Genomic DNA, 12,696 nt, shown 5'->3' on the forward strand with positions numbered 1-12,696 from the left:
ACCCCGCCGAAAGCCGCAAGCGCGACCCTCAGAAAAGCGAGGTGAGCAATACGCCGAGGATGATCGCGGTGCCTGCGACAATCTGCCGGGCGCTCATCGTCTCGCGAAAGAACCGGTGCCCGGCGATGGCGGCGATCGGCGCCTCGATAATGCCGAGCGCGCGGACGGGCGCTGCCGGCGAGAGCGCAAGCGCCACGAACCACCCGACCGAAGCGCACGCGCCGCACAGTCCGGCACCCAGCGACGGTCGCCAGGCGCGCAGCACGTTGGCAAGCGTGGCGGGGTCGCGCCACGCCAGGAACAGGACCATGAAGGCGGTCTGCATCGCCTGCACCACGGCGACGCAGACGATCGCGGCGAAAATCGGATGCTGCGCATCGAGCGCGAGGGCGGCGTGCCGGAAAGCGTTGAGCGAAAACCCGAAGAACAAGCCCGACCCCAGACCGAACGCCGCCCCGGACAGCGAGGCGCCAAGCTGCCGGGGCGAAGGCCAACTGAGCGCGGCAAGCCCGATCGTCGTGATTCCCACACCCAGCCAGGCGATGCCGCTGATACGATCGTCGTAGATGACCAGCCCGAGCAGCGCCGCCAGCGGCAGCGAGCTTTGCTGGAGCGCCGTGCCGACCGCAAAGCCGGAACGATGCATTGCGTTCAACAGCGCGGCGGTCGCGAGAATCTGGCTTGCTGCCCCGACCGATGCCGAAAGCCATAACGCGCCCGACCAATGCAGCGCGCCATTCGGGACGACCAGCAATGCCACCAGCACGAAGACGACCGAAAACGGCAGGCCAAACAGGAAGCGCACGAGGGTTGCGCCCCACGGGCCGGAGGTCGTCATGACGCTGCGCTGCAGGGCATTGCGACCGACCTGGAAGGTCGCTGCCAACAGCGTCGCGGGTATCCAGACAGGGTTGGCCATGACGTCGCCTTAAGGTGCGCGACGATCGTCGTCGCCCCGTTTACGCTTGCCGCTCCGCGTGCCGCGAGGGCGTTCGCGGTGGGGCGTTACGCGCTTGCGAGACGCCCCAGCACCGCTTCGTCGCCAAGCAGATGAAGCACGCCCTGCGCAGGACGTGCGACGCCGTGGACGCCGAGCGCCTCCAGCGCAGCATCGTTCACGCGCGCGCCATCGCGAACGGTGACGCGCAGGCGACCATGATATTGCGTGCTTTCCGCGACATTGTCCGTACCGCCCAACGCCGACGTGAGCGCCGGTGCCAAGGTCAACGTCGGGGCGGGGGTTTCCTCCACGACGACTGGGGTAGGGGCGGGGGCGGCGACCGCAACGCTCGGAGCCACCACCCCAGCGTCCATCGCATCGCGAATCTCGACGGCGACGATATCGGCGACCGGGCCAAGCACGACTTGCAGCGCGGTGGCCGACGGGCGGATCATCCCGCGCGCGCCGAGCGCCTTGAGCGCGGCATCATCGACCAGCGCCTGATCGCGCACGACCAGCCGCAACCGCGTCGTGCATGCGCCGACCGAGGCGAGATTGCCCGCGCCGCCGAGTGCCTGCGTGAACGCCTGACCGCGCCCACCCGCCGCGACGGGGGCCGCCGCGACCGGGGTATCCGTCAACGGCTCGCGGCCCGGCGTCTGCAGGTCGAGCCGCGCGATGAAGAAGCGGAACAGCCCGTAATAGAGCGCGAAATACACCGCGCCGACCGGGAGCAGCATCAGCGGGCGGGTCGCCTTGCCGAAGTTGAGGACGTAATCGAACAGCCCCGCCGAGAAGCCGAACCCCATCTTGACGCCGAGCAGGTCCATCACCGCCATCGACAGGCCGGTCAGCACCGCATGGATGCCGAACAGCACGGGGGCGAGGAACATGAAGCTGAACTCGATCGGTTCGGTCACGCCGGTCAGCATCGAGGTGAGCGCGAGGCTGAACAGCATCCCGCCGACCGCCTTGCGCCGCTCTGGCCGTGCGGCGTGATACATGGCGAGACAGGCGGCGGGGAGGCCGAACATCATCACCGGGAAGAACCCCGCCATGAAGCTTCCGGCGGTCGGGTCGCCCGCGAAGAAGCGCCGCAGATCGCCCGTCGTGCCGTGATAGTCGCCGACCACGAACCATGCGATGTTGTTGAGCAGATGGTGGAGCCCGGTGACGAGCAGCAGCCGGTTGAGCAGCCCGAACACGAACACGCCGACCGCGCCCGAGCCGGTTGCGGCGAGGCTGATCGCGTCGATGCCCGCGCTGATCCCCTGGAACGCGAACCCGACGATCGCGGCGAGCACCAGACCGGCGAGCCCGCTGACGATCGGCACGAAGCGCCGCCCGCCGAAGAAGGCGAGATATTCGGGCAGCTTCATCGCGGAGAAGCGGTTGTAGAACAGCCCGCCGACGAGGCCCGACAGGATCCCGATCGGCACGTCGAGCCGCGCCATGACCTTCGCCTTCCACGCCGCGGTGGCGAGGTCGACCGCGGGGCCGGTGAAGCCCGACAGTTCGGACGGGGGCACGACGAGCAGCGTCTTGCCCGCCTCGGTCGTGACGAGGAAACAGGTGACGCCGGCGAGGCAGGCGGCGCCGTTGCCGTCACGCGCGAACCCGGTCGCAACGCCGAGCGCGAACAGCAGACCGAGATGGTCGAAGATCGCCTGGCCCGCCGCACCCATGAAGGGGATGCCGAGCAGATCGGGCTGGCCGAGCCGGAGCAGCAGCCCCGCGATCGGGAGCACCGCGATCGGCAGCATCAGCGCGCGCCCGAGCGATTGGAGTCCGGCGAGGAGCGTCTTCATGCCGGGATCTCCTGGGCGGCAAAGCGGCGGGCGAGCGCGCGCACTTCGGTGGCGGACGCGCATGCCAGCGCGGCGCGGGCATGATCGCGGCACGCCTCCATCGTCAGCGCGCGGACGCACGCCTTGATCGTGGGGACGACCCCGGGGGCGGCGGACAGTTCGGTCACGCCGAGCCCGAGCAGGATCGGTACCGCGAGCGGGTCCGACGCGAGGCTGCCGCAGACGCCGGTCCAGCGACCGCGCGTCGCGCCACCGCGGCAGGTCTGGTCGATCAGGCGCAGCACCGACGGATGCAGCCCGTCAAGTGCGCTCGCCACCGCCGGATTGGCGCGGTCCATCGCAAGCGTATATTGCGTCAGGTCATTGGTGCCGATCGACAGGAAATCCGCCTCGCGCGCGAGCGTATCCGCGGTCACCGCGGCGGCGGGGGTCTCGACCATGATGCCGAGCTCGATCGCGGTGGTGATGCCGAGCTCGTCGCGCAGCCGGTCCAGCACGAGGCGGACGCTGCGGACTTCCTCGACCCGCGAAATCATCGGCAGCATGATCCGGCACTGGCCGATCGGCTTGACCGCGAGGATCGCGCGCAACTGGTCCTCGAGCAACGCGGTATGCGCGAGGCCGACGCGGATGCCGCGCAGGCCGAGCGCGGGGTTTTCCTCGGGCGCCATCGCCAGATACGGCGCGGGCTTGTCCCCGCCGATGTCGAGCAGCCGGACGATCAGCGGGCGGCCTTCCAGCGCATCCGCGATCGCCTGATAGTCGTGATGCTGTTCGGCGACGGTCGGCGCGGTGTCGCGTTCGAGGAACAGGAATTCGGTGCGGAGCAGCCCGCAGCCCTCGGCGCCGTTCGCGACGGCGGGGGCCGCCTCGACCGCGGCGCCGAGGTTCGCGAACACTTCGATCCGGATGCCATCGGCGGTGTGGCAGGCGATCGAGGCCTGCGCCAGCGCTTCGGCGCGTTTGCGCGCGGCGGCGGCTTGCTCGGCCTCGGCGTCGGCGATCTGGCGCGCGTCGGGGGTGGGGAGGACGATCCCGCTATTGGCATCGAGGACGATCCGCGCGCCTTCGGGAATCGCGAGCGCCGCGTCGCCGACCGCGACCAGCGTGGGCAAGGCCATCGACGCGGCGAGGATCGCGACGTGCGACGTCGGCCCCCCGCGCGCGATGCACAGCCCGCCGAGCCCGTCCGCGATCGCGATCAGGTCCGACGGGAGCAGGTCGTCCGCGATCAGGATCGTTCCGGCGGGATAGGCGTGCCGCTCGCTGGTGCCGCCGACCAGCAGCGCGAGCAGGCGGCGTTCCAAATCGAGCAGATCGCCCGCGCGTTCGGCGAGGCGGGCGTTGCCGCCTGCGCGCAGGATGTCGGCCTGCGTGCGGATCGCGGCGCGCCAGGCGAAGCCAGCGCTTTCGCCGCGCGCGATGCCGGCCTCGGTCGCGGCGTGGAGATCGGGATCGTCGAGCAGCCCTTCATGCGCGACGAGGATCTCGCGCGCGGGCCCCTTGAGGGTGGCGGACTGGGTGGCGATGTCCGTGCGGAGCGCGGCGAGCGCGGTGTCGAACGCGGTGCGTTCGGTCGCTTCGCCGCGGCCTTCGCGCGGGACCTCGACGTCGCTGACCTGGTGATGCCGGACCAATCCGACCGCGAGCCCCGGTGCCGCACAGACACCGCGGAGCGCGCCGTCGGGGAGCGGCGTGGTATCCTCGGGCTGGACGACCGTGACGACGGGATCGGGCGCTTCGTTCATGCCGGAGGCGAGCAGCGTGACGAGCGTATCGGCGGCGGTGGCGGCATCCTCGCCCTGCGCGACCACGGCGATCTCGTCGCCGAGTGCGATGCTCAGCCCGAGCAGCCCGGTCAGGCTGCGCGCGGACGCACTGCGCCCGTCTTTCTCGATCGTGAGCGTCGCGCTGGTCTCGCGCGCGAGTGCGGCGATCCGGGCGGCGGGGCGCGCGTGGATGCCGTGCGGCAAACCGATCCGGAGCGTGCGGCGCGCGGTGGTGGTGGTGTCGGCTTGGGGCGTGGCGTTGTGGTCAGGGGCGGGCGCGGGTTCCGCGGCCATGGTGTGGAGCGTCATCAGCGGCGCGCCGATCTTGACCCAACCGGCGGGGGCGATGTCGGTGAGCGTGAAACCCGTCGCATCGGTCAGCAGGATCGGCGTGACGACCGCGCTGGCTTCGCGCACCAGCAAGTCGAGATCGAAGCGGATCAGCGCGTCCCCCGCGGCGACCCGGTCGCCCACGGCAACCAGCGTGGTGAAGCCGGTGCCGTTCAGCGCGACCGTGTCGATCCCGATGTGGATCAGGATCTGCGCGCCGTCGTCGGTCTCGATCGTGATCGCGTGGCGCGACGCCTGGAGGCCGATGATCCGCCCGGCGCAGGGCGCGTGGAGCGTGTCGCCGGTCGGGTCGATCGCTACCCCGTCGCCCATCATCCGGCCCGCAAACACTGGATCGGGCACGGCCTCGAGTGGCGTAACCCAACCTTCTAAAGGGGCGGCCAGGATGATCGACGCCATGATGTCTCCTCGGTGGGGGTAGGGGATGCGCGGTCAGGCGGCGCTGGCGTGGTGGCGCGTGGCCTCGCTCAGCGTGCCGCCGATCGTCGTGGACACCGCGTTGAAGTCCGCGTCCAGCACGACCCAATCCGCGCGCTGCCCGACCGCGAGGCTGCCGTGCGTCTGCGACAGGCCGAGGAACGCCGCCGGGTTGGTCGCCGCCATCGCCGCCGCCTGTGCAGGCGCGATGCCGAGCTGAACCACGGTGTTGCGGACGGCGCGCGCCATGTCGAGGTCCGAGCCCGCCAGCGTCCCGTCGGTGCCGACGCAGCGGCCGCCTTCGACGTGGATCTGGCGGCCCTGGAGCACGAAATCCTTCACGCGCGCGTTCACGCACGGCATCGCATCCGACACCAGCATCATCCGGTCGAGCGGACGCGCGCGCAGCGCGATACGCAGCGCCGCATCTTCGACATGGAAGCCATCGACGATCAGCCCGCAATAGACTTGCTGATCGTCGAGCGCGGCGCCGACCACGCCGGGCGCGCGGTGGGCCAGCGGTGACATCGCGTTGAACAGATGCGTGACGCCAGTGATCCCGGCGGCAAAGCCGTCGCGGGCCTGCGCATAGGTCGCGTCGCTATGGCCGAGGCTGACCAGCACGCCCGCCCGCGCGAGCGCCGCGATCCGGTCGAGCGCGGCGACTTCGGGCGCGAGCGTGACCATCACCCGGCCCCGGCGCGGCGCGAGCAGGACGTCCATCAACCGGTCGTCGAGCGTGCCGAAATGCTTCGGGTCGTGGATGCCCTTGCGCGACACGTTGATGACCGGGCCTTCGATATGCGCGCCGACCACGCCGGGGACGCCCGCCGCGATCGCCGCGTCGGTCGCGTCGAGCGCGTGCGCGATCGCGTCGGTCGAATCGCTGATCAGGGTCGGCAGATAGCAGGTCGTGCCATAGGGGCGATGCGCTTCGCCGATCGCCGCGATCCCCTCGACGGTGAGGTCGGCGTTGAACAGCACGCCGCCGCCGCCATTGACCTGCGTGTCGATGAACCCGGGCATCAGCCAGCCGCCATCCAGATCGATCGCGCCCGGACCCGCATTGGCGTCGAGCGCGACGATTCCACCGTTCTCGACGTCGATCGTCGCCGCGGCCTGCACGCCGTGCGCGGTGACGATATGGCCGTTCACGAAGCTGAGCGAAGTCATAATGTGCGGGTTACCTTGCTGAGATGGCTCGGCGCATCGGGATTGTAGCCGCGCGCGCGCGACAGGGCATCCGCCATGCGGTAAAAACTCTGGATCATCAGGATCGGCTCGATCGCCGGATCCGCCTTGGCGGCGGGAACCGCCGTCGCCGAGGCGGTTTCGCCATCCGCGCGTGCGTCGGCGAGGCAGACGACCGCGCCGCGCGCGGCGAATTCGGCGGAGGCCGCGCGCACGTCATCGCCCGCAACGTCCGAGGTCGCGAAGGCGATGATCGGGAAGCCCGGCCCGACGATCGCCATCGGACCGTGGCGCACTTCGGCCGAACTGAACGCCTCGGCATGGAGGCCGCAGGTTTCCTTGAGCTTGAGCGCGGCTTCCTGCGCGAACCGCGAGGCCGATACCGCGACCGATGACGAACAGGTTGTTCGCGTCCTGGAGTGCGGTGCCGACCGGCTGCCAGTCGAACGCCCAGGAGCGGCGGAGCAACCCGGGGAGCGCGGCGACCGCGGTCTGAAGCGAGGCCTCCTGCGACCATTCGGCGACCAGCGCGGCGATCGCGGCGAGCGAAGTGATGTAGGATTTGGTCGCGGCGACCGAGCGTTCGACACCCGCCGACAGCGCGATCAACGTGTCCGCCATCTCGGCCAGCGGGGAGGTGGTGTCGTTGACGATCGCGACGACGTGCGCGCCCGCGGTCTTCTGCGCGGTGACCGTGGCGAGGAGGTCGGGGCTGCGCCCGCTCTGCGAGATCGCGATGCACAACGCGTTGCCGCGCGCCACGGGGGCGGCATAGACCGAGGCGACCGATGGCGCGGCGGAGGCGACCAGAATGCCGATCCGCGTCTCGATCATGTATTTCGCATAAGTCGCGGCATGATCGGACGAACCGCGCGCGCAGGTCACGACGAGCGACGGCGGCGCGGCGCGCAGCGTGGCGCCAAGCTGGGCGAAGGCGGCGGCGTTCGCGGCGAGCATCCGCTCGACCGCGGCATGGGCCTCTTCCGCTTCCAGGAACATCAGGGTCGGTCCCGGCTTTACCGTGGACGTGTCAGAATTGGTGTCGTGCATCGCCTGTTCCATCCAGTATGCGACATGTCTAGGTAATATATTGGTCCTATTCAAGCCGGCAAATGAATGATCCGCGACAGTTCTGCGACACGCGTGGCGTCGGTTGTGGCGGTGTCCGGGCCGACGAATCCGAAGCGCCGTTCGGGCAGGGCGTCGTCCACCGGGTGGACGGTGCGGCATGACGCATGCAGCTCGCGTATCCCGGTCGCGAGGATTGCCGGGGCGGTCTCGGCGGAAACGCCGCTTCCGGCGAGGATCGTGATCCTGCCATCGGCTCTGGCGTGGAGCGCGGCGAGCGTTGCCAGACCGTCGATCGCGCGGGGGGTGCATCCCGATGTGAGGATCCGGTCGAACCCCAGCGCGATCGCTGTTTCGAGCGCGGCGATCGGATCGGGTACGAGATCGAACGCGCGGTGGAGCGTCGCCGACAGCGGCGACCCGCGATCGGTGCCGAGCGCGCGGGCGAGGGCGATCCAGCGGGCCAGCAGCGGCGCGTCCAGCGTTCGGTCCATAGTGCTCGCGCCGATCACGACCCCGGCGAGACCGGCGTCGGCGGCGGTGCGGATATCGTCTGCGATCAGCGCCTGTTCCGCCGCGTCATAGACGAAGCCACCCGCGTTCGGGCGCGCGAGCAAATGCACCGGCAACGGGGCGGTAGCGGCGATCCGGATCAGCGATGCCGGCGGGGTCAGCCCGCCGACCGACAGAGCGGCACACAGTTCGATCCGGTCCGCGCCGCCGTCGATCGCGGCGGTGAGCCCGCCGACCGTCTCGACGCACACTTCGAGCGCGGCACCCGCGCGGCGGGGAACGGTTTCACGCAAACTCAGGCCTGGAATAGCGACGCTCCCTTATGCACCACGGTCCGTCCCGCCATGTCGGTGACGGCGTAGGTAAAGCCGGGCAGCAGGCAGAATGCGCCGACGTTGCCATGGGGGTCCAGCGCGAGAAACCCGACCTGTACCCCACGGATCGCCGCGCCGCGCAGATGCGCGATATGCTTGACCACCTCTTCGCACGCGGCCTGCGCGGATTTGCCCGCGCGCATCGATGCGACGACGCGTGCGGTCCCCGCGATGCGCGTGACTTCCTCGCCGAGCCCGGTCGAGGTCGCGGCGCCGACGCCCGCCTCGACATACAGCCCGCTGCCGACCTGCGGCGAATCGCCGACGCGGCCGCGCATCTTGAACGCCATGCCCGAGGTGGTGCAGGCGCCCGCGAGCCGCCCGCTGGCATCGCGCGCGAGCAAACCGATCGTATCATGGTCGAGCGCGCCGCCGGGCGTCCGCGTGATCTTGTTCTCGCTATTGGCTTCGGGGCGGTAGTGTGCGGTCTTGAGCCACTCGCGCCAGGCCTTTTCGGATTCGGGGGTGAGCAGCGACTGTTGCGGAAAGCCCTGGTCGCGCGCGAACCGCGTCGCGCCTTCGCCGACGATCAGCGTGTGCGGGGTCTTCTCCATCACGCGCCGCGCGACCGAGATGGCGTGCATCGTGTTCTCGAGCGCGGCGACCGCGCCGACGTTGCCGGCATCGTCCATGATCACCGCATCGAGCGTGACGTGTCCGTCGCGATCGGGATAGCCGCTATAGCCGACCGAGTGATTGTTCGGGTCCGCCTCGGGGACCATCGCGCCGGCTTCGACCGCGTCGAGCAGCGACCCGCCCTTGGCCAGGCGTGCGTAAGCGGCGTCGTTGGCGGCGGCGCCGAAATCCCACGTCGACAGGATCTGCGCGCCGCCCTTTGCGGCTGGCGCGGCCAGCGCGCGCGTCATTGGAGCGGCGCCCGCCGCGGCGGTCAGCAGCGCGAGAAGGGAACGTCTGGTGGTCATGCATGCCCTCTTGCGAAACGCCAGTTGTGACATTCATGCCATAGTCTTTAATAAAGTCAAAAAAGTTTCTGAATGGTTACCCATAGGTATTGACCAAGGTCTCGTTTGAAGGGAACCTTTAGGCATGCAGCGGTCGCCTGGGGGGCGCGCTGCTTTCTAAAGGGGGGATGTTCCAATGCCGTTTCGTTACGCGATTTCGTTGACTGCCATGGGCGCCGCGCTCGCCCTGAGCGCGCCTGCCAATGCGCAACAGGGGAGCCCTGCGCCCGCACCGGACGCTGCGGTGGATCCGGCAGTTTCCGCAGAGACCAAGGCGAGCGTGATCGCCGGGCAGCCGGTCGTCGCCGCTGCTTCCGACGACAGGGACATCATGGTGACCGGGACGCGGATCACCCGCCCGAACATCGCGTCGGCCGCGCCGATCACGTCGGTGACGGCACAGGACATTCGGGCGCAGGCACCGACCAATATCGAGGAAGTGCTCAACCGCCTTCCGCAGATCGCGCCGGACAGCCAGCAGAACTATCAGGATTCGGACGGGCGCCAGCGGATCAAGCTGCGCAGCCTCGGGTTCGAGCGGACGCTGGTGCTGATCGACGGAAAGCGTCTCGGCACGCAGAACGGCCAGGATACCGGGATCATCCCGGTGTCGTTGATCGAACGGGTCGACGTCCTCACCGGCGGCGCGTCGTCGGTTTATGGTTCGGACGCGGTCGCAGGCGTCGTCAACTTCGTGATCAAGCCCGATTTCAAGGGCATCCGGATCGACGGCAATTACAATTTCTACAACCATCAGAACCGCGACAATATCGTCACGCAGCAGGCCGCGCGCTACGGGTTCCCGGTCAACACGAGCCTGGTCAATGACGGCGGCCGTGCCGACGTGACGCTGACCGCGGGCACGGCGCTGTTCGACGACCGGCTCAACGTGTCGGGCTTCGTCAACTACAAGCACGCCAATCTGGTCGAATACACCGCACGCTCGACCTCGGCGTGCCAGCTTACCCAGACCGACAAGGACGGTCCGCTCGGTTGCTCGGTGTCGACCTATACCCCGAACGGCTATATCTCGCCGCAGTCCGGTGCCAACAGCGGTCTCGGCTTCGTCAACACGCCGACCGGCGGGCGCAGTTTCGTGCCGTATAACGGGCAGCCGGGCACGTCCAACGCCGCCAACCCCTATGACGGCTATTCGTACCAGCGCGCGTTCGAGCGCGTGAATGCGGGCGGGTTCGCGTCGTTCAAGGTCAAGCCCGAGATCGAGCTGTACGGCTCGGCCTTGTGGTTCCGCGACGAGTCGACCAACCGCGTGCCGACGCGCGTGTTCGCGTTCAACAGTTATGGGTCGACCCCGTATCAGGTGAATTGCAACAACCCGTTCCTGTCGGCCTCGCAGGCGACCGCGATCTGCGGCGCGGCGGCGGGCACCGGGGCGACCGCGCCGCTCGACGTGCGCTATCGCTTCGACAGCGCGCCGTATCTGCTCGATACGTACATCAACAGCGGGATCCGTGCGACGGGCGGTATTCGTGGCAAGGTCGGCGATGCGTGGACGTATGACGTCGGCGGCGTCTATGCGCGCAACCAGCAGGACTATATGCCCGCGACGCTCCCCAGTTTCGGGCGGATCAACAATGCGCTCAACGTCGTGAACGTCAACGGGACGCCGACCTGCACCGCCACCGTCAACGGCACCGACCCCGCGTGCGTTCCGTTCGATGCGTTCAGCGCGCGGAACACCAACCAGTCGCTGGTCAACTACATCTTTGGCGGCGTCGATGCGGAGAAGCAGCGGACCGTCGGCATCCTGTACGACCTGCAGGCGAACGTAACCGGTGATCTCGGCAAATACGGCATCACATCGCCGTTCGCCGAGGACGGCCTCGCCTTCGCGGCGGGTGTCGAATATCGCGAGGAGCGGCAGTTCTCGGTCGCCAACGCGGCGTTCCGCGCGGATAACGGCGGGACCGATTCGGATCGCAGCCAGCACGTCTGGGAAGGCAACGTCGAAGTGCAGGCGCCGCTCGTCCAGCACAAGCCGTTTGCCGAGCTGATCCAGGTCAACGGCGGGCTTCGCCTGTCCAAGTACAACATCAACCCGGACACGTTCACGACGTGGAAGGCGGAAGGGCTGTATTCGCCGGTGCGCGACATCGTGCTGCGCGCTTCGTTCAACAAGGCGCAGCGGGCGCCGACGGTGGTCGAGGCGTTCCAGGCGAGCAACATCAACTTCTCGCGGCAGGGCGGATCGCAGAACGATTTCTGCGCGCCCGTCCCCCGGCAGATCGCCGACCCGAACAACCCGGGCAAGACCATCACCACGACGGTGCCGGTCGCCTCGCGCGAAGTTTGCCGCGCAACGGGCTTGTCGGACGCGCAATATGGCAGCGCGTTGCTGCTGTGCCCGGACAGCCAGTGCACGGTCCGCTCGGGCGGGTTCACCGCCGATCCGGAAACCGCCTACACGCAGACCTATGGCATCATCCTGAAGCCGCGGTTCGTCCGGGGCCTGGTGTTCTCGGTCGATCGGTACCGGATCAAGATCAACAACTCGCTCGGGTATAACGACGACAGCTATTACACCGATGGTTGCCAGCGTTCGAACGGCGATCCGTTCTTCTGCTCAGGCATCGTCCGCGCCGCCAACGGCACGCTGTATGCGCCGCTCAATTCGAACGCGACGAGCGGGTTCATCCGCGCGGGGACTACCAATTACTACACCTCGATCGCGCGCGGTTGGGACTTCCAGTCGCAATATGCGCTCGGCCTCGGGTCGGTCGGGCGGATGGACCTGAGCTTCAACGGCTCGCTGACCACCTTTGCCGGTGGCCAGGATTCCCCGGTCCAGCCGTCGCGCAACTGCGCGGGCTATTACGGCAACGGCTGCGGTCAGCTGCTGCCGAAGTGGAGCCACGGGTTGCGCGCGACCTATGTGACGCCGGACCAGGTGTTCAACGCCTCGTTCAACTGGCGCTATGTCGGCGCGCTGGTGAGTGCGAACAACTCGGGCGATCCCGCGATCGGCGGTACGCCGGAGCGTGCGCAGACGACCTTCGCGCGGATCTCGCCGGTGAGCTATTTCGATCTCGCGCTCACTTTCAACATCGCGAAGCGCTACAGCCTGCGGCTGATCTCGAACAACCTGCTCGACAAGGCGCCGCCGATCTTGCCGAACTCGTACAATATCAGCCTCGCGCGCAGCAACACGATCCCGGCACGGTATGACAGCCTGGGCCGTAACATCGCGATCGGCTTCACCGCGAAGTTCTGACCGTCAGGAACGGGGACAGGTCGCGACATGGACGCGACCTGTCCCACGCCTCGGAAGGCTTCTGCCGTGGT

General features: G+C 68.6%; 7 protein-coding genes and 1 pseudogene. 1 reads left to right on the forward strand and 7 read right to left on the reverse strand.

The window, feature by feature from the left end; translation table 11 throughout:
• Positions 1–28 precede the first annotated feature (28 nt).
• The 7 genes and pseudogenes from ABIC16_RS04785 to ABIC16_RS04815 form a co-directional block, all read right to left on the reverse strand.
• Entirely contained in the window at positions 29–919 is an 891-nt protein-coding gene (locus ABIC16_RS04785; protein ID WP_354290226.1) for a DMT family transporter, read from the reverse strand.
• Between the two features lie 86 nt (positions 920–1,005).
• Positions 1,006–2,748 carry an N-acetylglucosamine-specific PTS transporter subunit IIBC gene (nagE, locus tag ABIC16_RS04790; protein ID WP_354290227.1) on the reverse strand — a complete coding sequence of 581 codons (1,743 nt, stop codon included), beginning with the start codon at positions 2,746–2,748 and terminating at the stop codon, positions 1,006–1,008.
• Complete coding sequence (gene ptsP, locus ABIC16_RS04795) at positions 2,745–5,267, reverse strand: phosphoenolpyruvate--protein phosphotransferase (RefSeq protein ID WP_354290228.1); 2,523 nt, start codon at positions 5,265–5,267, stop codon at positions 2,745–2,747. The genes nagE and ptsP overlap by 4 nt, the downstream gene beginning before the upstream one ends.
• A gap of 33 nt (positions 5,268–5,300) precedes the next feature.
• Positions 5,301–6,458, reverse strand: a complete 1,158-nt coding sequence (gene nagA / locus ABIC16_RS04800; protein WP_354290229.1) for an N-acetylglucosamine-6-phosphate deacetylase — start codon at positions 6,456–6,458, stop codon at positions 5,301–5,303.
• Positions 6,455–7,526, reverse strand: a pseudogene (locus ABIC16_RS04805) (SIS domain-containing protein). Before ABIC16_RS04805 ends, nagA begins: the two are co-directional and overlap by 4 nt.
• 50 nt (positions 7,527–7,576) lie before the next feature.
• Positions 7,577–8,350, reverse strand: coding sequence for a copper homeostasis protein CutC (locus tag ABIC16_RS04810; protein ID WP_354290230.1), 774 nt, complete (start codon positions 8,348–8,350; stop codon positions 7,577–7,579).
• A 2-nt stretch (positions 8,351–8,352) separates the two neighbouring features.
• Positions 8,353–9,354 carry a glycosylasparaginase gene (locus tag ABIC16_RS04815; protein ID WP_354290231.1) on the reverse strand — a complete coding sequence of 334 codons (1,002 nt, stop codon included), beginning with the start codon at positions 9,352–9,354 and terminating at the stop codon, positions 8,353–8,355.
• Between the two features lie 175 nt (positions 9,355–9,529).
• On the opposite strand from ABIC16_RS04815, the gene ABIC16_RS04820 reads away from it, so the two are divergent.
• Entirely contained in the window at positions 9,530–12,625 is a 3,096-nt protein-coding gene (locus tag ABIC16_RS04820; RefSeq protein WP_354290232.1) for a TonB-dependent receptor plug domain-containing protein, read from the forward strand.
• The last annotated feature ends 71 nt before the right edge of the window (positions 12,626–12,696 follow it).

The organism is Sphingomonas sp. PvP055, from assembly GCF_040546365.1.
Taxonomy (GTDB): Bacteria; Pseudomonadota; Alphaproteobacteria; order Sphingomonadales; family Sphingomonadaceae; genus Sphingomonas; species Sphingomonas echinoides_A.

Excerpts from the sequence above, each read along its gene's own strand:
- ABIC16_RS04785 (WP_354290226.1), bottom strand. The coding sequence starts at position 919 with ATGGCCAACCCTGTCTGGATACCCGCGACGCTGTTGGCAGCGACCTTC.
- nagE (WP_354290227.1), bottom strand. The coding sequence starts at position 2,748 with ATGAAGACGCTCCTCGCCGGACTCCAATCGCTCGGGCGCGCGCTGATG.
- ptsP (WP_354290228.1), bottom strand. The coding sequence starts at position 5,267 with ATGGCGTCGATCATCCTGGCCGCCCCTTTAGAAGGTTGGGTTACGCCA.
- nagA (WP_354290229.1), bottom strand. The coding sequence starts at position 6,458 with ATGACTTCGCTCAGCTTCGTGAACGGCCATATCGTCACCGCGCACGGC.
- ABIC16_RS04815 (WP_354290231.1), bottom strand. The coding sequence starts at position 9,354 with ATGACCACCAGACGTTCCCTTCTCGCGCTGCTGACCGCCGCGGCGGGC.
- ABIC16_RS04820 (WP_354290232.1), top strand. The coding sequence starts at position 9,530 with ATGCCGTTTCGTTACGCGATTTCGTTGACTGCCATGGGCGCCGCGCTC.